The organism is Stenotrophomonas maltophilia (assembly GCF_001676385.1).
Classification (GTDB): Bacteria; Pseudomonadota; Gammaproteobacteria; order Xanthomonadales; family Xanthomonadaceae; genus Stenotrophomonas; species Stenotrophomonas maltophilia_J.
The window spans coordinates 77,713-97,968 of the sequence record NZ_LYVJ01000013.1; the positions used below are offsets into that span (position 1 = coordinate 77,713).

General features: G+C 66.6%; 20 protein-coding genes and 2 pseudogenes. 16 read left to right on the top strand and 6 right to left on the bottom strand.

Annotation, left to right across the window (positions count from 1 at the left end):
* Nucleotides 1–153 precede the first annotated feature (153 nt).
* The 3 genes and pseudogenes from A9K58_RS16370 to parE all read right to left on the bottom strand — a co-directional run bounded on the left by A9K58_RS16370 (nucleotide 154) and on the right by parE (nucleotide 4,349).
* Nucleotides 154–1,640, bottom strand: a pseudogene (locus tag A9K58_RS16370) (S10 family peptidase).
* A 108-nt stretch (nucleotides 1,641–1,748) separates the two neighbouring features.
* Nucleotides 1,749–2,327, bottom strand: coding sequence for a GNAT family N-acetyltransferase (locus A9K58_RS16375; protein ID WP_065200347.1), 579 nt, complete (start codon nucleotides 2,325–2,327; stop codon nucleotides 1,749–1,751).
* Between the two features lie 133 nt (nucleotides 2,328–2,460).
* Nucleotides 2,461–4,349 (bottom strand): annotated as a pseudogene (gene parE / locus A9K58_RS16380) (DNA topoisomerase IV subunit B).
* A 159-nt stretch (nucleotides 4,350–4,508) separates the two neighbouring features.
* On the opposite strand from parE, the gene A9K58_RS16385 reads away from it, so the two are divergent.
* The 8 genes from A9K58_RS16385 to truD all read left to right on the top strand — a co-directional run bounded on the left by A9K58_RS16385 (nucleotide 4,509) and on the right by truD (nucleotide 11,892).
* Nucleotides 4,509–4,742: a hypothetical protein gene (locus A9K58_RS16385; RefSeq protein ID WP_065200348.1), complete on the top strand. Its 234-nt coding sequence runs from the start codon at nucleotides 4,509–4,511 to the stop codon at nucleotides 4,740–4,742.
* 404 nt (nucleotides 4,743–5,146) lie between these two features.
* The gene (locus A9K58_RS16390; RefSeq protein ID WP_065200349.1) at nucleotides 5,147–6,811 is read left to right on the top strand and encodes a CTP synthase; all 1,665 of its coding nucleotides are present in this window, start codon (nucleotides 5,147–5,149) and stop codon (nucleotides 6,809–6,811) included.
* A gap of 86 nt (nucleotides 6,812–6,897) precedes the next feature.
* Nucleotides 6,898–7,728: a 3-deoxy-8-phosphooctulonate synthase gene (gene kdsA / locus A9K58_RS16395; protein WP_065200350.1), complete on the top strand. Its 831-nt coding sequence runs from the start codon at nucleotides 6,898–6,900 to the stop codon at nucleotides 7,726–7,728.
* Between the two features lie 260 nt (nucleotides 7,729–7,988).
* Complete coding sequence (gene eno, locus A9K58_RS16400) at nucleotides 7,989–9,281, top strand: phosphopyruvate hydratase (RefSeq protein ID WP_065200351.1); 1,293 nt, start codon at nucleotides 7,989–7,991, stop codon at nucleotides 9,279–9,281.
* A gap of 4 nt (nucleotides 9,282–9,285) precedes the next feature.
* Nucleotides 9,286–9,639, top strand: a complete 354-nt coding sequence (ftsB, locus tag A9K58_RS16405; RefSeq protein WP_065200352.1) for a cell division protein FtsB — start codon at nucleotides 9,286–9,288, stop codon at nucleotides 9,637–9,639.
* The gene (ispD, locus tag A9K58_RS16410; RefSeq protein WP_065200353.1) at nucleotides 9,636–10,334 is read left to right on the top strand and encodes a 2-C-methyl-D-erythritol 4-phosphate cytidylyltransferase; all 699 of its coding nucleotides are present in this window, start codon (nucleotides 9,636–9,638) and stop codon (nucleotides 10,332–10,334) included. Before ftsB ends, ispD begins: the two co-directional genes overlap by 4 nt.
* Before the next feature lie 32 nt (nucleotides 10,335–10,366).
* Nucleotides 10,367–10,864: a 2-C-methyl-D-erythritol 2,4-cyclodiphosphate synthase gene (gene ispF, locus A9K58_RS16415; RefSeq protein ID WP_065200354.1), complete on the top strand. Its 498-nt coding sequence runs from the start codon at nucleotides 10,367–10,369 to the stop codon at nucleotides 10,862–10,864.
* Entirely contained in the window at nucleotides 10,861–11,892 is a 1,032-nt protein-coding gene (gene truD / locus A9K58_RS16420; protein WP_065200355.1) for a tRNA pseudouridine(13) synthase TruD, read from the top strand. The genes ispF and truD overlap by 4 nt, the downstream gene beginning before the upstream one ends.
* 69 nt (nucleotides 11,893–11,961) lie before the next feature.
* On the opposite strand, the gene A9K58_RS16425 is transcribed toward truD, so the two are convergent.
* Nucleotides 11,962–12,501, bottom strand: a complete 540-nt coding sequence (locus A9K58_RS16425; protein ID WP_065200356.1) for a Smr/MutS family protein — start codon at nucleotides 12,499–12,501, stop codon at nucleotides 11,962–11,964.
* A gap of 207 nt (nucleotides 12,502–12,708) precedes the next feature.
* On the opposite strand from A9K58_RS16425, the gene surE reads away from it, so the two are divergent.
* The 4 genes from surE to A9K58_RS16445 are packed head-to-tail and all read left to right on the top strand — an operon-like array spanning nucleotide 12,709 to nucleotide 15,577.
* On the top strand, nucleotides 12,709–13,488 hold the full coding sequence (surE, locus tag A9K58_RS16430; RefSeq protein ID WP_065200357.1) for a 5'/3'-nucleotidase SurE: 780 nt from the start codon (nucleotides 12,709–12,711) through the stop codon (nucleotides 13,486–13,488).
* Nucleotides 13,485–14,162 (top strand): protein-L-isoaspartate(D-aspartate) O-methyltransferase, encoded by a 678-nt coding sequence (locus A9K58_RS16435; protein WP_065200358.1) that lies wholly within the window; start codon nucleotides 13,485–13,487, stop codon nucleotides 14,160–14,162. The genes surE and A9K58_RS16435 overlap by 4 nt, the downstream gene beginning before the upstream one ends.
* Nucleotides 14,163–14,180: 18 nt before the next feature.
* On the top strand, nucleotides 14,181–14,795 hold the full coding sequence (locus tag A9K58_RS16440; protein WP_065200359.1) for a YqaA family protein: 615 nt from the start codon (nucleotides 14,181–14,183) through the stop codon (nucleotides 14,793–14,795).
* Nucleotides 14,792–15,577, top strand: a complete 786-nt coding sequence (locus tag A9K58_RS16445; protein WP_065200360.1) for a peptidoglycan DD-metalloendopeptidase family protein — start codon at nucleotides 14,792–14,794, stop codon at nucleotides 15,575–15,577. Before A9K58_RS16440 ends, A9K58_RS16445 begins: the two co-directional genes overlap by 4 nt.
* A gap of 177 nt (nucleotides 15,578–15,754) precedes the next feature.
* Here A9K58_RS16445 and A9K58_RS16450 read toward each other — a convergent pair whose 3' ends face one another.
* A complete protein-coding gene (locus tag A9K58_RS16450) occupies nucleotides 15,755–16,129 on the bottom strand; it encodes an Mth938-like domain-containing protein (RefSeq protein ID WP_065200361.1) in 375 nt (124 codons plus the stop codon).
* Between the two features lie 13 nt (nucleotides 16,130–16,142).
* The gene (gene yhbY / locus A9K58_RS16455; RefSeq protein WP_019658872.1) at nucleotides 16,143–16,448 is read right to left on the bottom strand and encodes a ribosome assembly RNA-binding protein YhbY; all 306 of its coding nucleotides are present in this window, start codon (nucleotides 16,446–16,448) and stop codon (nucleotides 16,143–16,145) included.
* Between the two features lie 65 nt (nucleotides 16,449–16,513).
* Between yhbY and rlmE the strand changes: the two genes are divergently transcribed.
* From rlmE to A9K58_RS16475, 4 genes are all read left to right on the top strand, one after another.
* The gene (rlmE, locus tag A9K58_RS16460; RefSeq protein WP_065200362.1) at nucleotides 16,514–17,146 is read left to right on the top strand and encodes a 23S rRNA (uridine(2552)-2'-O)-methyltransferase RlmE; all 633 of its coding nucleotides are present in this window, start codon (nucleotides 16,514–16,516) and stop codon (nucleotides 17,144–17,146) included.
* Between the two features lie 69 nt (nucleotides 17,147–17,215).
* Nucleotides 17,216–19,150, top strand: coding sequence for an ATP-dependent zinc metalloprotease FtsH (gene ftsH, locus A9K58_RS16465; protein WP_065200363.1), 1,935 nt, complete (start codon nucleotides 17,216–17,218; stop codon nucleotides 19,148–19,150).
* 99 nt (nucleotides 19,151–19,249) lie between these two features.
* Nucleotides 19,250–19,438, top strand: a complete 189-nt coding sequence (locus A9K58_RS16470; RefSeq protein ID WP_065200364.1) for a hypothetical protein — start codon at nucleotides 19,250–19,252, stop codon at nucleotides 19,436–19,438.
* Nucleotides 19,439–19,630: 192 nt separating this feature from the next.
* Nucleotides 19,631–20,134: a hypothetical protein gene (locus A9K58_RS16475; RefSeq protein WP_065200365.1), complete on the top strand. Its 504-nt coding sequence runs from the start codon at nucleotides 19,631–19,633 to the stop codon at nucleotides 20,132–20,134.
* Nucleotides 20,135–20,256: the final 122 nt, after the last annotated feature.

The following is a 20,256-nucleotide window of genomic DNA, read 5'->3' on the forward strand; positions in this document are numbered from 1 at the left end:
CCCGCCGTCCTCCGGCGGGCTTTTTCCATGGGCAGATCGTTGCTGCATATTCACGCATGGCGGGGATCCAGCGTGTCGACCAGGGGCGGCACCCACCCACCGTAGCGGGAGCTGTCAGCCGCAGGGGAAGGCCGGCTGCCCGACCGAACCCGTTCAATTGCGCTGGAACAGCGCCTGTACATCCTTGCGGAACGCTGCCTGGCTGTCGGCCCGGCTGTAGAACATGTGCCCGCCGGGATAGCTGCGCACCTGTACCCGGTCCGGATTGCGGCCCATCGCGGGCATCTGGTCCACGGTCAGGATCGACCCCATGAACGGGCATGACAGGTCGTTCCAGCCGTGTGCGATCAGCACCTGCAGGTTCGGATCAATCGCGACCGCCTGGCGGAGCTGGGTCACGGCGCCTTGGCGCAGGTCGCCATTGCGGTCCCACAGCCGGTTTACGTCATAGTTGAGCGCCTGGTAGCGCGCGTCCACCTTCCAGCCGACCACGCGGGTGACGAAGTCGACCATTGCGGTCGTGGTCGGCGCGATGATGCTGTCCAGCAATGGATCGTTCGCGCGCTGCTCCGGATCGTTCGGGAACGGATCGAACGCGGTCACGTTGGAGTCGTAGCGGCTGCCCAGCGTGCCCTTGTCGCGGAACACTTCGCGCAGATAGGCCTGGGTTTCCAGGCGGCCACCGGCACGGCGCACGAACTGCGGGTCCAGCCCGGTCAGCTCGGTCACCCGTCGCAGCATCGCCTCGGTCGCCTGCGGGTCACTGCGGCCCTTCATCAGCGCCGTGGCGTAGTCACCGCGGGTGTACTCGATCACCTCGCGCATCGCCGCATCGGTCAGCTTGCCCTGGCGCTCCAGGTGCGCGGCGGCGATCGACGGCAGGGTCTGCATCCACGCCATCGGCGACACATCGGCGTTGTCTTCCAGGGTCGGGCTCAGGTACGGCGAAACCAGCACCAGGCCGTTCATCGCCACACCCAGCCGGGTCTGCAGGAAGTGAGTGATGCGCGGGCCACGATAGCCCCCGTAGCTCTCGCCGGCCAGGTACTTGCGCGACGCCATGCGCTGGTGGCGCAGCAGCCAGTCGTAGATCGAGCGTGACAGGTACTCGATATCGGCACTGGGGTTGTACAGCTGCTTCTTCGCCTCGTCGTCGCCGACGCGGGCACGGCTGAAGCCGGTGCCGACCGGATCGATGAACACCAGGTCGGTGAAATCCAGCCAGGTGCCCGGGTTGTCGCGCAGGGTGGCCGGTGCGATGCGCTGTCGCCCTCCGAACCGAAGGCCACTACCTTTGGTCCGATCGCGCCCATGTTGAGGTACACCGACGATGCCCCCGGCCCGCCGTTGAGCGCGAACGTGACCGGACGGTCCTTGCCCGGCACCGTGTAGGCGGTGAACACCACGTCGGCGATCACCTTGCCCTTGGCATCGCGTACCGGCAGGGTGCCGACGGTCGCGGTGTACTCGAGGGTGCGGCCTGCCAGGCGCATGCTCTGGCGAGCCGACGCATCGGCCGGCAGCGCTGGCGCTTCGGTCTTGTCGTCTTTCGGATCGTCGGCGTCGGGCGCGGCCAGCACGCTGGCAGGGGCGATGAGCAGGCCGACGCAGAGCGCGGCAGTGTGCAGCAGGGACTTCATGGCAGCGGATCGGCAGCGGAAGGGGTTCCGATGCTAGGGCGGTGGCGGGCATGCCGTATGTGTCCAAAGCCATGGCAGCGCATCGGCGCCGGCAACGGCCAGATCCGGTCAAGCGGGCAGGGTGGCCGCCGCTTCGTCATCCGCCAGCAGGCCGTAGACGGCCGAGTCGGACAGTTCGCCCTGGATGCGCCAGCGCTGGCGCAGCACGCCCTCGCGGCGGAAGCCCAGCCGCTCGAGCACGCGTGCGGAACGTGCATTTCGCGGATCGATCTCGGCTTCAACGCGGTGCAGGCGCAGGGTACGGAACAGGTAGGCCAGCACTTGCTTCAGCGCTTCGTGCATATACCCCTGGCGCTGGTGGGCGGGCGCGAGCAGGTAGCCGATCTCGGCGCGCGCCGCGTCGCGATCCACCGCGAACACCACGCAGATGCCGAGCAGCGGGCCGTCCAGTGATTCGCGCAGGGCCAGCTTCAGCTGTGTGCCAGTGGCATGGGCGGCGAGGTCATCGTCGATCTGCTCCCTGGCCTCGGCCGGGCGCGTCCATGCCGGGTGGTTCCACCAGCGCATCACCTCTGCGTTGGATTGCAGCGTGAACAACGCGGCGGCGTCGTCGCGGCGGATCGGGCTCAGGACCAGCCGCGCGCTGTGCAGCGGCAGGCCGGGAAACAGCAGCGAGTGGCTGGCCAATGCGAGGGTCCGCGCGGGTAGGCGCGCATTATCGCGCTACCGGGTTTGCCGATGGGGGCGCAATGCCGCGCGGGGCGGCAGGATGGGGATGGATCCGTTTCCCGGCAGGAAACGGATCCGTCCCCCTGCCGGATCAGACTTCCAGCGACGCCAGGTCGCCCTTGGTCTCCAGCCAGCCCTTGCGGTCGGAGGCGCGCTTCTTGGCCAACAGCATGTCCATCAGCGAGCGGGTCTGCTCGCCGTCGTCCACGGTCAGCTGCACCAAGCGGCGGGTATGGGGTGGATGGTCGATTCGCGCAGCTGCTGCGGGTTCATTTCACCCAGGCCCTTGAAGCGGGTCACGCTGACGGCGCCCTTGATCTTCTCGCGCTCGATCTTGTCCAGCATCGAACGCTTCTCTTCCTCGTCCAGGGCATAGAACACCTGCTTGCCCACGTCGATGCGGAACAGCGGCGGCATCGCCACGAACACGTGGCCGGCATCGACCAGCGCCGGGAAGTGCTTGAGGAACAAGGCGGTGAGCAGGGTGGCGATGTGCAGGCCGTCGGAATCCGCGTCCGCCAGGATCACCACCTTGCCGTAGCGCAGGCCGCTGATGTCGTCCTTGCCCGGGTCGCAGCCGATGGCCACGGCGAGGTTGTGCACTTCTTCCGAAGCCAGCACGCTGTTGGACGAGACTTCCCAGGTGTTGAGGATCTTGCCGCGCAGCGGCAGGATCGCCTGGAAGTCCTTGTCGCGGGCCTGCTTGGCGCTGCCGCCTGCCGAGTCACCCTCGACCAGGAAGAGTTCGGTGCGCGACAGGTCCTGGCTGATGCAGTCGGCCAGCTTGCCGGGCAGGGCCGGGCCCTGGGTGACCTTCTTGCGGACGACCAGCTTCTCGGTTTTCAGGCGGGCACTGGCGCGCTCGATGGCGATCTGCGCGATCTTCTCGCCCAGCTCCACGTTCTGGTTCAGCAGCAGGCTGAAGGCATCGTGGGCCGCGCCTTCGACGAAGCCGGCCGCCTGGCGCGAGGACAGGCGCTCCTTGGTCTGGCCGCTGAACTGCGGGTCGGTCATCTTCAGCGACAGCACGAACGATACGCGGTCCCACACGTCTTCCGGGGCCAGCTTGACGCCACGCGGCAGAAGGTTGCGGAAGTCGCAGAACTCGCGCAGCGCCTCGGTCAGGCCGGTGCGCAGGCCGTTGACGTGGGTGCCGTGCTGGGCGGTGGGGATCAGGTTGACGTAGCTTTCCTGCACCAGCTCGCCTTCCGGCAGCCAGGCCACCGCCCAGTCCACCACCTCGGTGTCTTTCTTCAGGTTGCCGACGAACAGGTCGGCCGGCAGCGATTCGCGTTCGCCCAGTTCGAGCTTCAGGTAATCGCGCAGGCCGTCTTCGTAGTACCAGGTATCGACTTCGCCGGTGGCTTCGTCGGTCAGCTTGACGGTCAGTCCCGGGCACAGCACGGCCTTGGCGCGCAGCAGGTGCTTCAGCGCGCGCACCGCGAATTTCGGCGTGTCGAAATACTTCGGGTCCGGCCAGAAGCGCACGCGGGTACCGGTGTTCTTCTTGCCGACGCTGCCGACCACCTCCAGCGGGGAGGCACGGTCGCCGTTGCGGAAGGTGATGCGGTGTTCGGCGCCGTCGCGCTTGATGTGCACTTCCACCAGCGTCGACAGCGCGTTGACCACGCTGACGCCGACGCCGTGCAGGCCGCCGGAGAAGGTGTAGTTGTTGTTGCTGAACTTGCCGCCCGCGTGCAGGCGGGTCAGGATCAGCTCGACGCCGGGGATCTTCTCTTCCGGATGGATGTCCACCGGCATGCCGCGGCCGTCATCGCTGACCTCCACGCTGCCGTCCTTGTACAGGGTGATCTCGATCGAGCGGGCGTGGCCGGCGAGGGCCTCGTCCACGGAGTTGTCGATCACTTCCTGTGCCAGGTGGTTCGGGCGCGCGGTGTCGGTATACATGCCGGGACGGCGCTTGACCGGGTCAAGACCGGACAGGACTTCAATATCGGCGGCGTTATAGCGGGCGTTCATCTATCTTCTAAAGCGCGGAGCGACGCGCAAGTGTGCGGTCTGGACGGCGATTTTGCACGCCTGCGGTTCAGCCTCGGCACGGGGGAGGGGGTAAAATGGCGGCTGCTGGAATCCGGACGCCGGCATCCCACAACCCGGTCATACCGCGAGGAAGACTCCATGAAGAAGCTGCTGACCATTGCAATCCTGGCCGCCGCCGCCGTTGCGGTGCCGCTGGTGATGGCCCAGAACGCCGGCCAGCCGGCCCCGCAGCAGGGCGACCAGGCCGACAAGGCCCAAGCCGAGGCAGACGCCAAGGCCAAGCGCCGCGCCCAGGCCAATGCCGAAATGAAGGCCAAGGGCCAGCCCGTCCCGCAGAAGGAAGAGGAAGAAGAGGCGCGGAAGAAGCGCTGATCCCGCGGCCTGCCAGGCGCCCCCTTGCGAAAGGGGGCTTCCAGACACCAGACGCCCCCACGCCGGGGCGTTTTTGTTTGGGGTGGTCGCACAAGGCCCTTGGGTTGGCGGCCATCAATCTGTAAACTATGGCTTTCCGGGAGCAAGTGCGTGTCCACCCTTTGCGAATGGGCTGGCACGGCCACGCGTGGTCGCCAGCAATGTGGGTCGCAGGTGACGGTCGATTTGGCCGGCACGGTCGCCCCGACCTCGCACGAGGGCTTCCGTCCGGCGCCCTCCGCCGTGCGGGCCAGCGCCTCCCTCGCTGTCCCAGCGAACCGGAAAACCCCCTCCGAGCACCATGCCCGCCCTCCGGGTGCGCGTGGTGCTGTCGTTTTCCATTTCCAGACAGGATGCTTGCAGCCATGACTCCCTTGATTTTCGTAACCGGCGGCGTGGTGTCCTCGCTCGGCAAAGGCATTGCCGCTGCGTCGCTGGCCGCCATCCTCGAAGCCCGTGGCCTGAAGGTCACGATGATGAAGCTCGACCCGTACATCAATGTCGATCCGGGCACGATGAGCCCGTTCCAGCATGGTGAGGTCTACGTCACCGACGATGGCGCCGAGACCGACCTCGACCTGGGCCACTACGAACGCTTCGTCCGCACCCGGCTGAGCCGCAAGAACTCGGTCACCACCGGCCGCATCTACGAGAACGTGATCCGCAAGGAGCGCCGCGGTGATTACCTGGGCGCGACCGTGCAGGTCATCCCCCACATCACCGATGAGATCCGCCGCTGCATCGACGAAGCCACCGAAGGCTACGACGTGGCCCTGGTCGAGATCGGCGGCACGGTCGGCGACATCGAGTCGCTGCCGTTCCTGGAAGCCATCCGCCAGGTGCGCACCGAACGTGGCCCGGAGAAGGCACTGTTCATGCACCTCACCCTGGTGCCGTACATCGGTGCGGCCGGTGAGCTGAAGACCAAGCCGACCCAGCACTCGGTCAAGGAACTGCGCTCGATCGGCATCCAGCCGGACGTGCTGCTGTGCCGTTCCGAGCAGGCTGTGCCGGATTCGGAGCGTCGCAAGATCGCCCAGTTCACCAACGTCTCCGAACGCGCCGTGATCAGCGTGCCGGACGTGGACGTGCTGTACCGCATTCCGTCGGGCCTGCACGCCCAGGGGCTGGACGATATCGTCGTCAACCAGCTGAAGCTGGCCGACAAGGCAGGTCCGGTGGATCTGTCGGTGTGGGAGGACGCCGTGGACGCGACCCTGCACCCGCTGGATGAAGTGACCATCGCAGTGGTCGGCAAATACGTCGACCATCAGGACGCCTACAAATCGGTCGGCGAAGCGCTCAAGCACGGCGGCCTGCGCCAGCGCACCAAGGTCAACCTGAAATGGCTGGAAGCGCAGGACCTCGAGGGTACCGACATGGCTGCGCTGGCCGATGTCGACGGCATCCTGGTGCCGGGTGGTTTCGGTGACCGGGGTTTCGAAGGCAAGGTGCTGACCTCGAAGTTCGCCCGTGAACAGCGCGTGCCGTACTTCGGCATCTGCTATGGCATGCAGGCCGCCGTCGTCGATTACGCACGCAACGTGGTGGGCCTGGACGGCGCGAACAGCACCGAGAACGACCGCCAGTCGCCCAATCCGGTCATCGGCCTGATCACCGAATGGCGTACCGCCAGCGGCGACGTCGAGAAGCGCGACGACAAGAGCGACCTCGGCGGCACGATGCGCCTGGGCCTGCAGGAGCAGCGCCTGAAGCCGGGCACACTGGCGCGTGAGCTGTACGGCAAGGACGTGGTCGCCGAGCGCCATCGCCACCGCTACGAGTTCAACAACCGCTACCGCACCCAGCTGGAAGATGCGGGCCTGGTGATCGCCGGCAAGTCGATGGACGACACCCTGGTGGAGGTGGTCGAGCTGCCGCGGGAGGTGCATCCGTGGTTCCTGGCCTGCCAGGCGCACCCGGAATTCCTGTCCACGCCCCGTGACGGCCACCCGCTGTTCATCGGCTTCATCCGTGCTGCGCGCGAGCGCAAGGCCGGCGGCAAGCTGCTGGCCGAAGCCCGCGCCTGACTTGTGAAGGGGGGCGCCGGCCCCCATCCTCCATGCTTCAACCCAGTGCGCTGGTTTCCCGGCGCAGCGGACAACAAGGAAACGCCATGAAACTGTGTGGATTCGAAGTCGGGCTGGACCAGCCCCTGTTCCTGATCGCCGGCCCGTGCGTGATCGAGTCGATGCAGCTGCAGCTCGACACCGCTGGCAAGCTGAAGGAGATCACCGGCAAGCTCGGCGTCAACTTCATCTTCAAGTCCAGCTTCGACAAGGCCAACCGCACTTCGGGTACCGCCTTCCGCGGGCCGGGCATGGAAGAGGGCCTGAAGGTCCTGGCCGAAGTCAAGAAGCAGATCGGCGTGCCGGTGCTCACCGATGTCCACGAATACACTCCGATGGACGAAGTGGCCTCGGTGGCGGACGTGCTGCAGACCCCGGCGTTCCTGGTCCGCCAGACCGACTTCATCCGCAAGGTGTGTTCGGCCGGCAAGCCGGTCAACATCAAGAAGGGCCAGTTCCTGGCGCCGTGGGACATGAAGCCGGTCGTGGAGAAGGCCAAGGCCACCGGCAACGAGCAGATCATGGTCTGCGAACGCGGTGCCAGCTTCGGCTACAACAACCTGGTCAGCGACATGCGTTCGCTGGCGGTGATGCGCGAGACCGGTTGCCCGGTGGTGTTCGACGCCACCCACTCTGTGCAGCTGCCGGGCGGGCAGGGCACCAGTTCCGGTGGCCAGCGCGAGCACGTGCCGGTGCTGGCCCGCGCTGCCGTTGCGGTGGGCATCTCCGGCCTGTTCGCCGAAACCCACCCGGACCCCTCCAAGGCCCTGTCCGACGGTCCGAATGCATGGCCGCTGGACCAGATGGAAGCGCTGCTGGAGACCTTGATGGAGCTCGATGCGGTGACCAAGAAGCACGGCTTCTCGCGTTTCGCCTGAGTCATCTCCCTGGCGGCACGGGTAGCCCGCGCCGCCAGCGGTGCCAAAGAGCGGTCGCGCCTGTTCTTTGCGCAGGCTGGCCTGGCGCCTGCCGGGCCGTGTGTGCGCAGCGCCCCCGCAGGCACCGCGGCGCGCGATCATGAACCGGGGGCCAGCAGGGCTGGCGCCACCCGGGCCATTTGGCAAGCGGCGGGCTGCCGGGGATAATCACGCGGCATTCGTTTTGTCGCCCCCTCTCCAGACAGGTAACCGGCCCGACCATGAGTACGATCCGCAGCATCCATGCCCGTGAAATCCTCGACAGCCGTGGCAATCCCACGCTGGAGGCCGAAGTCATCCTCGAGGATGGGTCGTTCGGTCGCGCCGCAGTTCCCTCTGGCGCCTCGACTGGCACCAAGGAAGCGGTCGAGCTGCGTGACGGTGACAAGACCCGCTACCTGGGCAAGGGCGTACGCAAGGCCGTCGACAACGTCAATACCACCCTTGCCAATGCCCTGAAGGGTTTCGAAGCCAGCGACCAGGCCGGCCTCGACCGTCGCCTGATCGATCTGGACGGCACCGAGAACAAGGGCCGCCTCGGCGCGAACGCCCTGCTGGGTGTTTCGATGGCCGCCGCGCATGCCGCTGCCGCGTCGAACAAGCAGGCGCTGTGGCAGTACCTTGCCGGCAAGACCGGCGTGATCCCGTCGCTGCCGGTGCCGATGATGAACATCATCAACGGCGGTGCGCATGCCGACAACAACGTCGACTTCCAGGAGTTCATGGTGCTGCCGGTGGGCTTCACCTCGTTCTCCGAAGCGCTGCGCGCCGGTACCGAAATCTTCCATTCGCTGAAGTCGGTGCTGAAGGGCCACGGCCTGAGCACGGCGGTCGGCGACGAAGGTGGCTTCGCGCCGGACTTCCGCAGCAACGTCGAAGCACTCGACACCATTCTCGAAGCGATCGGCAAGGCCGGCTACACCGCCGGTGAAGACGTACTGCTGGGCCTGGACGTGGCCTCCAGCGAGTTCTTCGAGAACGGCAAGTACAACCTGGTCGGCGAGAACAAGCGCCTGACCTCCGAGCAGTTTGTCGACTTCCTCGCCGACTGGGCCGCGCAGTACCCGATCATCACGATCGAAGATGGCCTGGCCGAGAACGACTGGGCAGGCTGGAAGCTGCTGACCGAGCGCATCGGCAAGAAGGTGCAGCTGGTGGGTGACGACCTGTTCGTGACCAACCCGAAGATCTTCCAGGAAGGCATCGATTCGGGCACCGCCAACGCGATCCTGATCAAGGTCAACCAGATCGGCACCCTCAGCGAAACCCTGGAGGCCATCGCCATGGCCGACCGCGCCGGCTATGCCGCCGTGGTCTCGCACCGCTCGGGTGAAACCGAAGACACCACCATCGCTGATATCGCGGTGGCCACCACCGCCACCCAGATCAAGACCGGCTCGCTGTGCCGCAGCGATCGCGTGGCCAAGTACAACCAGCTGCTGCGCATCGAGGAAGCCCTCGGCGCTGGCGCGCGTTACGCAGGCCGTGACGCGTTCGTTTCGCTGAAGCGCTGAGCCGATGCGCGACTGGCGCTGGATGCTGCTGGTGCTGGCCCTGCTGCTGGGCTGGCTGCAGTACCGCTTCTGGTTCGGCCCGGGCAATTCGGGTGAAGTGATGATGCTCGAAGCCCAGGTCGCCAACCAGGAGCGGGACAATGAGGGCCTGCAGCAGCGCAATGATGCGCTTGCTGCGGAAGTGAAGGACCTCAAGGAAGGCCAGTCCGCCATCGAGGAGCGCGCGCGCAGCGAGCTGGGCATGATCAAGCCTGGCGAGAAGTTCTACCGCGTGGTCGAGGATGCACCGGCGCAACCGGTGCAGCCAGCCGTGGGTGTCAGCGCCCAGGGCGGCGAACACCCGGCAGACGTGCCATGAGTGCGGCGATCTGGGTGGTGGTTCCGGCTGCCGGCCGTGGTACCCGCTTCGGCGCACCGCTGCCCAAGCAGTACCTGCAGGCGGGCGGGCAGATCCTGCTCGCCCACACGCTCGACGCGCTGCTGGCACATCCGGCCGTGGCCGGGGCCATGGTGGTGATCGGGCAGGACGACGCCGACTGGCCGGGCTGGAGTGAATGGGCCGGCAAGCCGGTGCTGACCTGCATCGGTGGTGCTACCCGTGCCGCCTCGGTGCTGGCCGGGCTGCAGGCGTTGCCGGATTCGGTGCGCGCCGACGAGTTCGTGCTGGTGCACGACGCTGCGCGCCCGAACCTGTCGCCGGTGGATCTCAGCCGCCTGCTCGAGGTCGGTCGTGCCGACCCGGTTGGCGCAATCCTCGCGGCACCAGTGCGCGATACCCTCAAGCGAGCAGGGGATGATGGCGGCATCGATGGCACCGAGCCGCGCCAACGCCTGTGGCGTGCACTCACGCCGCAGCTGTTCCGCCGGCATCAGCTCAGCCGCGCGCTGTCCGAGGCGGCTGCCGCCGGCGTCGAGGTCACCGACGAAGCGATGGCCATGGAGCGCCAAGGCCAGCGCCCGCTGCTGGTGGAAGGCAGCGAGGACAACTTCAAGGTCACCACCCCGGCCGATCTCGACCGGTTCGAATTCGTACTTTCCCGCCGCGCTGGCTGAACGCCCGCGGCCCAGCAGCAAGGGTTGCATCCATGAGCACCGCACCGTTCCCGCCCGTCCGCATCGGCCAGGGCTACGACGTCCATGCCTTCGGCGGAGGCGACCACATCATGCTGGGCGGGGTGAAGGTGCCGCACAGTCGTGGCGTGCTCGCACACAGCGATGGCGACGTGATCCTGCATGCCTTGTGTGATGCCATGCTCGGCGCGCTGGCGCTCGGTGACATCGGCCAGCATTTCCCGCCGACTGACGATCGCTGGAAGGGCGCTGACAGCAGTGATTTCGTCCGCCACTGTGACAGCCTGCTACGCGAGCGTGGCTGGCGTGTCGGCAACACCGACATCACCGTGATCTGCGAGCGGCCCAAGGTCGGCCCGCATGCGCTGGCCATGCGTGAGCACATCGGTGCGCTGCTGCAATTGCCGCTGGACGCTGTCAGCATCAAGGCCACGACCTCGGAGAAGCTGGGCTTCACCGGTCGTGGTGAAGGTATTGCCGCACAGGCGGTCGTGCTGCTGGTGGCAGCATGATCCCGCTGCCACTGGCGTTCGGTGCGCCGTTGCTGACGGCGCGCATCCGCACCACGCCGGAAGATTTCCAGGTCGACGAACTGCCGGCCTTCGAAGCCACCGGCGAAGGCGAGCACCTGCTGCTGCACATCCGCAAGCGCGGTGCCAACACCGTGCACGTGGCCAAACTGCTGGCCAAGTGGGCGGGCCTGCCGGAAATGGCAGTGAGCTATGCCGGCATGAAGGATCGCCACGCGGTCACCACCCAGCGTTTCAGCGTGCACCTGCCCAAGCGCGTGGCGCCGGACCTGACCGAGCTGGCCAGTGACGAGATCGAAGTGCTCGAAGCGACCTGGCACAATCGCAAGCTGCAACGCGGCGCATTGGCAGGCAACCGCTTCAAGCTCGTACTGCGCGAGGTGCAGGGGGATGCCGCAGCGATCACCGAGCGCCTCCAGCAGATCGCCGCGCGTGGCCTGCCGAACTGGTTCGGTGAACAGCGCTTCGGCCGCGATGGTGGCAATGTGCCGGCAGCATTGGCGATGTTCGGTGGCCGCCGCATGCGCAAGGACCAGCGTTCGCTGCTGCTGTCGGCTGCCCGTTCGGCGCTGTTCAACCGTGTGCTGGCCGCGCGCGTGGAGCAGGGCAACTGGGACCAGCCGATGGAGGGTGAAGTGTGGATGCTCGATGGCAGCCGCAGCGTGTTCGGTCCTGAGCCGTACACCGATGTGCTGGCCGAGCGCCTGGCGCGCTTCGACATCCATCCCAGCGGGCCACTGTGGGGTGAAGGTGAGCTGCGCAGCGCCGATGCGGCACGTGCCCTGGAACTGGCGGCGCTGGATGACGACGAGTCGAAGGCACTGCGCGCGGGCCTGGAAGACGCACGCCTGAAGCAGGAGCGCCGGGCGCTGCGCCTGCGCCCGGCATTGTTGCAGCATCAGTGGCTGGCCGATGACGTGCTGGAACTCTCGTTCGCTCTGCCGCCAGGCTGCTACGCCACCGCGGTGCTGCACGAACTCGGGCCGGTCGAAGACGCCTCGCAGGCCTGACAGAAAAGGGGACGGAGGGGATTAAGTCGTTTGTGCCACAAACGACTTAATCCCCTCCGTCCCCTTTTTTCAGCGCCGTGCCAGCAGCACCAGTACTGCGCCGGTACCGCCTTGCCCGGTCGGCGCCGAGTGGAACGCCAGCACGTCGTTGCGCAGCCGCAGCAGGCGGTCGACCAGGTTCTTCAGCACCGGCGCCCCGCCATCGGACTGCAGTCCCTTGCCGTGGATGATGCGCACGCAGCCGTAGTCGTGCGCCTGCGCTTCCAGCAGGAACTGGCGCAGCAGGTGTTCCGCCTGTGCGGCGGTTGCGCCGTGCAGGTCCAGTTCGTCCTGCACCGAGTACTGGCCGCGCTTGAGGCGCTGGAACAGGCGCGGCGGCAGATTGTCGCGGCGATAGCTGGCCACGTCGCCGGCTTCCAGCGGCGTGCTGTCACGCAGCAGGCGGGCAAATTCACCGACCGCTTCAGCCTCGTCACGCTCGGCCATGCGCGCGCGCGGCTTCGGCCGCGGCGCGGCGGGCGCCGGATCGACCTCCTTGCGCAGCGGCTTCACTTCGCCAATGGCCGCACGGAACAAGGCGGCCGGATCTTCGTCTTCAGGGTGCGACATGCGGACAGGGTAACCCTCGGGCAGTGCTCTGCCTATGACGACCCGAAGTCCGTCGTGACCGCAGGCAGGGTAGGACCGGCGGCTCGCATGCGGCACAATAGACAATGCCCTTGCAGGACCGGTCGCTTCCGCAGGGAAGCGCGACGGTCCCGCCTACTGCACGGTGATGGAATCGAATTCTTGGAAAATCAAGCGGTTAAATCGAAGATGCGAATTCTGGTCAGCAACGACGATGGTGTCGACGCCGCAGGCATCCGGATGCTTGCCGCGGTACTGCGCGAGGCTGGCCATGACGTCACCGTGGTTGCTCCCGACCGCGACCGGTCCGGCGCCAGCAATTCGCTGACCCTGGATCTGCCGATCCGCCTCAAGCGCATCGATCATTACACCGTTTCGGTGGCCGGCACGCCGACCGACTGCGTGCACCTGGCCCTCACCGGCCTGCTTGAATTCGAGCCCGACATTGTCGTGTCCGGCATCAACAATGCGGCCAACCTCGGTGATGACGTGATCTATTCCGGCACCGTCTCAGCGGCGATGGAAGGCCGCTTCCTCGGGCTGCCGGCAGTAGCGGTCTCGCTGGTCAGCCGCAACCATGACCCGAAGCACTTCGAGACCGCCGCACGTGCTGCGGTCGAGATCGTCGCCCGGCTCAAGGCCGATCCGCTGCCCGCCGACACCATTCTCAACGTCAACGTTCCCGACCTGCCGTGGAGCGAGGTCAACGGCTTCGAGGTCACCCGGCTTGGCAATCGCCATCGCGCGGAGGGCTGCATCGCGCAGAAGGACCCGCGCGGCAATGAGGTGTACTGGATCGGCCCGGCGGGCCGCGAACAGGATTCAGGTCCGGGCACGGATTTCCACGCCGTGCGCACCGGCTTCATCTCGATTACGCCGATCCAGGTCGACCTGACCCGTTACCAGGCCCTGGAAAAGGTGGCCAGCTGGGTCGGCGGCCTCAGCGCCGCGTTGGACGCGCCCGCATGAGTCCACGCCTTCGCCTGCAGCCGGAAGCCGTCGGCATCGGCATGACGTCGCAGCGCGTGCGTGATCGCCTGGTCGAGCGCCTGCGCGAAGCCGGCATCATCGACGAGTCCACCTTGAATGCGATCCGGGTAGTGCCGCGCCATCTGTTCATCGATGAGGCGCTGGCTTCGCGTGCTTACGAGGACACCGCGCTGCCGATCGGCCACGGCCAGACCATCTCGCAACCCTGGGTCGTCGCACGCATGACCGAGGCAGTGTTGCAGGTGTCGCCGAAAAAGGTGCTGGAAGTAGGCACCGGCTCCGGTTACCAGGCCGCCATCCTCGCCGCGCTCGGCCTGGAGGTCTACACCGTCGAACGCATCGGCGACCTGCTGCGGCAGGCGCGCAAGCGCTTCCGTGCGTTGGGCATGAACATCCGCACCAAGCATGATGACGGCCGTGTCGGCTGGGCCGAGCATGGTCCGTTCGATGCCATCGTGGTCACGGCTGCCGCGCCGGCCCTGGTCGATGAACTGATCGGGCAGCTGGCCGAGGGGGGACGCCTGGTGGCCCCGGTCGGTGGACCGGGGGCGCAATCGCTGGTCCAGCTGGACCGCAAGGCTGGCGGCAGCATCGAACAGCGCGTGCTGGCTCCGGTCACGTTCGTGCCGCTGCTGTCTGGCATGCTTGACTAACCCACGGAGCAGGGCTGCATGAGAATTTTCGGGCCGCTGTACGAGCGGGCGATGAAGTGGTCGGCGCATGAGCGTGCGCCGACCTACCTGACAGTGTTGAGCTTTTTCGAGGCGATCATTTTTCCGGTGATGCCGGAAGTGATGCTGGCGCCGATGTGCGTTGCGCAGCCCAAGCGTGGCTGGTGGTTTGCCACCCTCAGCCTGGCCGGCTCGATGGCTGGCGCACTGGTCGGCTACGCACTGGGCCACTACGCTTTCGAGGCAATCAAGCCGTTGTTCGAGGTGCTGGGCATGCTGCCGGCAATCGAGCAGGGCATCACCACCGTGCAGGCGAAGATGGCCGAGTCGCCCTGGGCGGTGTTCACCTTCCTGGTGCTGGGCGGCTTCATGCCCATCCCGATGAAGGTTTTCACGTGGGCATCGGGTATCGTCGGCGTACCGCTGCCGCAATACCTGTTGAGCATGCTGATCGGTCGCGGCAAGCGCGTGTACGTGCTGGCCGCGGTCATCCGTCTCGGGGGAGCGCGTGCCGAAGCGGCGCTGCGTCGCTGGATTGAACCGTTGGGCTGGATCGCCACCGCACTGGTAGTGGTGCTGATCGCCTGGCTTGTATGGAGGTCGAAGTTCGCATGAGTCCTGATCGTCTGAGCAAGGGAGTGCGCATCGGCGCGCTGGCGTTGCTGGTTTCCACCCTGGCCGCCTGCGGCACCGCCACGGTGGTCCGGCCGGGCGGCAGCAGCACCAGTGGTGGCGCAAGCACGCCGAAGACCTCGGTACCCAAGCCGGGGCAGACCGTGGTCGTGCGCAAGGGCGACACGATCTACGCGCTGGCCCGCATCCATGACATCACGCCGGCCGATCTGATTGCCTGGAACCGGCTGGACAATCCCTCCACGATCTATCCGGGGCAGGTGATCCGCCTGTATCCGCCAGGCGCAGTCAGCGGGCGTGCACCGACCACCGTGGTGACGCCACCACGTTCCGGCGGCAGCTCGGCGGGCAGTGCCACGTCGACCCCTGCGCCCGCTGCTCCCGTGAAGAGCAGCATCGCCTGGCGCTGGCCAGCCGATGGTGCGATCGTCGGCCGCTATGTGGCGGGCGACGCGACCAAGCAGGGCGTCGACATCGCCGGCACCAGCGGCCAGCCGGTCAAGGCCACCGCCAATGGCGTGGTGGTGTACTCCGGCGCGGGCCTGGTAGGGTACGGCGAGCTGATCATCATCAAGCACAGTGACCAGTGGCTGTCGGCCTACGGCCACAACCGCAAGCGCCTGGTGAATGAAGGCCAGAACGTCAAGGCCGGTGAGCAGATTGCTGAAATGGGCCGCACCGGCGCGAACCGCGACATGGTTCACTTCGAAATCCGCTACAACGGCAAGCCCGTCGATCCGCTGCAGTACCTGCCGGCGCGCTGATCGCTGGATGCATCGCCGCCCGGGCATGGGCCCGGGCGCTACGGAGTCCGTGATTGCCGGGTAGGTGTAGAGCCGAGCCGATGCTCGGCATCCTTGCGCCACGAAGCGGCGCGGCATCCTCGCCCCGTGTGGGGTTGGGGGCGGCGCAGCGCCAGGCTGCGCCCCAAGGCCCCGGTCTCAGCCTTCCAGGATGAAGGCGGCAGCGACCTTGCGGCCTTCGCCGGCCAGGATGTTGAAAGTGCGCGCTGCGGCTGGATTGTTCATCACTTCCAGGCCGATACCCCGCGACAGGCACGCTGCCATCACCGCTGCCGCCGGAAACACCTGGCGGTCGCCGGTGCCAAGCACGATCAGCGCCGGATTCAGAGCCAGGATCGGTTCCAGGTCGGCTACCTGCAGCTCCGTCGCGTGCGTGACCGGCCAGTGTTCGACCAGCTGGTCCGGGGTCAGGAAGAAGCTGCTGCCCAGCATCTGCTCGTTGACCTTGGCCGAGCGACCGTCGGCGGCGCGCAGGCTGTAGGCGTAGTCAGGCGGTTCGTGGTTCAGCTGCATGGCAGTAGGGCGATCAGCCGCGCGGCAGCACGATCTGACGCTGTTCCCTGCTCGGGCGGTACAGCACGGCGACGTGGCCGATGCGCTGCACCAGCGCGCTTTCGGTGGCTTCGACGATCTCGCCGATCATCACGTCACGGGCCTCGCGGTCCTCGGCAGCGACCTTCACCTTGACCAGTTCGTGGCGTTCCAGCACTTCGTTCAGCTCAGCGATGAAGGCCGGGGTCACGCCCTTGCCGCCAGTCTGCAGCAGGGCCTTCAGATCGTGGGCTTGGCCGCGCAGGAAACGGGTCTGGGAGGCGGTCAGGGCGATGGACATGCAGGAAAAGACGGTTGAATGGGGGGATCAGGGTATCATGAGGACCCCATCCACCCCCATTTTCAATGGCTACCCGCAGCAAAAGCAGCCAGCGCTGGCTCAAGGAACATTTCTCCGACCCCTTTGTGAAGAAGGCGCAGGCCGAGGGCATGCGCTCGCGCGCCGCGTACAAGCTGGAAGAGCTGCTTGAACGTGACCGCCTGCTGAAGCCGAACATGGTCGTGGTCGATCTCGGTGCCGCTCCGGGTGGCTGGTCTCAGCAGGTGCGGAGACAAATGGGCGACACGGGCCGGGTGCTGGCCCTGGACATTCTGGACATGCCGCCGTTGGCGGGCGTGGAGTTCCTTCACGGAGACTTCAGGGAAGAAGCCGTCCTATCGCAGTTCGAAGCCATGCTCGGGGATCAGCCGGTAGACCTTGTGCTATCGGACATGGCCCCCAATAAGAGTGGTGTGGGCGCGGTCGACCAACCGCGGATGATGCACCTGGCGGAGCTGGCTCTGGATTTTGCCGACAACCACCTCAAGACGGGTGGGGCGTTCCTGATCAAGCTGTTCCAGGGCGAGGGCTTTGACGACTACGTGCGCGAAATGCGCCGCCGCTACGACAAGGTTTCCATCCGCAAGCCGGAAGCCTCGCGCAGGCGCTCTCCCGAGGTGTATGCCCTGGGTCAGGGAAAACGCGCCCACATGAAGTAAGCTCGCACTGTACGCAAGCTCGACCCCAACGCAACGCCAGCACTGAGAGGAACACCGGAGCCAATGAGGATGAACGACTTGACCAAGAACCTCCTGCTATGGGTGGTCGTCGCCGTCGTGCTGATGGTGGTCTTCCAGAGCTTCTCGCCCAGGACCTCCGGAGCCGGGGTTCAGGGCGCGTCGTATTCGCAGTTCCTGGACCAGGTGGACAGCGGCAACGTGCAGAAGGTCGCCTTCGGCGGTGACATGCGCGGCGGCACCAGCCAGATCACTTATACGACCCGTGGCGGGCAGACCTCCACCATTACGGCGCCGTTCGATCGTGACCTGATCAACGTGCTGCGTACCAAGAACGTGGAAATCGTGCAGGAAGAGCCGTCCAGCGGCATTTCCCTCGGCGCGATCCTGATGAATTTCCTGCCGGTCATCCTGATCATCGGCTTCTGGCTGTTCATCATGCGCCAGATGCAGGGCGGTGGCGGCGGCGCCAAGGGTGCGATGTCCTTCGGCAAGTCGCGCGCCAAGCTGCAGGGCGAGGACCAGATCAAGGTCACTTTCGCCGACGTCGCCGGCTGCGACGAAGCGAAGGAGGAAGTGGGCGAGCTGGTCGACTTCCTGCGCGACCCGTCCAAGTTCACCAAGCTGGGCGGCAAGATCCCGCGCGGCGTGCTGATGGTGGGCCCGCCGGGTACCGGCAAGACGCTGCTGGCCAAGGCCATCGCCGGCGAAGCCAAGGTGCCGTTCTTCTCGATCTCCGGTTCGGATTTCGTGGAAATGTTCGTCGGCGTCGGCGCCAGCCGCGTGCGCGACATGTTCGAGCAGGCCAAGAAGCACGCCCCGTGCATCATCTTCATCGATGAGATCGACGCCGTCGGTCGTCACCGTGGCGCCGGCCTGGGCGGCGGCCATGATGAGCGCGAGCAGACCCTGAACCAGTTGCTGGTGGAGATGGACGGCTTCGAAGGTGGCGAAGGCGTGATCGTGATCGCCGCAACCAACCGTCCTGACGTGCTGGATCCGGCGCTGCTGCGCCCGGGTCGTTTCGACCGCCAGGTCGTGGTCGGCCTGCCCGACGTGAAGGGGCGCGAGCACATCCTGAAGGTGCACATGCGCAAGCTGCCGTTGGCCGATGACGTCGAGCCGATGGTGATCGCCCGCGGTACCCCGGGCTTCTCCGGCGCAGACCTGGCCAACCTCTGCAACGAGGCCGCCCTGTTCGCCGCGCGCGGCAACGAGAAGGAAGTCCGCATGGACCACTTCGACCGTGCCCGCGACAAGATCCTGATGGGTGCCGAGCGCCGCTCGATGGCCATGAGCGAGGACGAGAAGACTCTGACCGCGTACCACGAAGCAGGTCACGCCATTGTGGGTCGCCTGGTGCCCGAGCACGATCCGGTCTACAAGGTCACCATCATTCCGCGCGGCCGCGCGCTGGGTGTGACCATGTACCTGCCGGAAGGCGACAAGTACTCGATGAACCGCGTGGCGATCCAGTCGCAGCTGTGCTCGCTGTATGGCGGCCGCGTCGCCGAAGAGCTGATCTTTGGCGAGGACAAGGTCACCACCGGTGCCTCCAACGACATCGAGCGCGCCACCAAGATGGCCCGCAACATGGTCACCAAGTGGGGCCTGTCCGAGCAGCTCGGCCCGATCGCCTATGGCGAAGAGGACGACGAGGTGTTCCTGGGCCGCTCGGTCACCCAGCACAAGAGCGTGTCCAACGACACCGCGCGCCGGATCGACGAGGAAGTGCGCAACATCCTCGACAAGGCCTACGCCCGCACCACCCAGCTGCTGACCGAGAACATCGACAAGCTGCACGCGATGTCCCAGTTGCTGCTGCAGTACGAGACCATCGACGCGCCGCAGATCGACGCGATCATGGAAGGTCGCGAGCCGCCGCCGCCGGCGGGCTGGAGCAAGTCCAACAAGGACGGTGGCAACGACAAGGGCGGCGACGCGCGCCCGCTGCCGCCGATCGCAGGCCCGGCCGAATCGCACTGACGGCCCGTTGCACGTGACACCAGACGAGGCCGGGGCAACCCGGCCTTGTCGTTTCCGGGCCATCGGCCCCTCCCGAACCGAACTGATGCTGGAGTCTGCATGTCCACCCCCAGGCCCGAACCGATTTCCCACACTGCCGAAATGGTCATCGCCACAGTGGTCGGCGTGGGTGTAGGGCTGGGCGCCGACAACCTGCTGCTGGGCTGCGTGGTGGGCATCGCGGTCGGCATCGTGCTGAGCATCGCCAGGACGCTGTACGTCGACCGCAAGCGCCGCCGCGCGCGGTGACGCAGGCCCTGGCGGGACTGTGTTCCCGCCCGGAACGGCGGCGGCCAGCGGATCCGTGCCCTACGCGGGTGATGTCCTGCGGGCAATGGAAACGCCCTTGGGCGGGGCAGGCCTTGCATCGCAGCGCCCGTGCACGTCAGGATGCACGACCACGGCCGCCATAGGGGGAGGCCGGATTGACAGGGGATCACCATGAAACTGCTGCTTCCGCTGGCCCTGGCAGGGCTGGCCACCACCACTTTGCCCGCCGCTGCCGCCGAAATACGCGTCGCGCAGCCGGTTCCTTTTGCCGAGTCGGCGATCATTGCCGACGCCATCAGGAACGAGTGCACCATCGGCACCACATTGGCGCAGTCGCTGGCCGGTCATGCCATCGCTCACGGCAACACCGTGGTATCCGGGCCGGTGGGTGCCGACAGTGGCAACGGGCGTTCGTTGAAGCTTGAGCTGGTCGAAGCGCAGAGCGCAGGCAACGCCTTTACCGGGCACTTCAAGTCTGCCGCGGTGCGTGGCGTGCTGTTCGAGGATGGCCGCCAGGTCGCGACGGTCACCGCGCGCCGCATCTCCCGCGGCGGGGCATTTGGCGGCTTCAAGGGGTCGTGCACCGTGCTCGATCGCACCGTCAATGCGATCGGCGAAGACCTGGCGGGCTGGTTGGCTGCCCCGGTGGACAACGCGCGCCTCGGCGATTTCTGAGGACGCGGCCGCCGCCGTGGATGTCCGTGCGCGCTGGTGGCACGGACATCCACGCAGGCTGTCATTGGCCTGGGAGGCGCGCCGGAGAGCCTGTGGCGAAGTGGCTCCGCGGGAAACCGGCA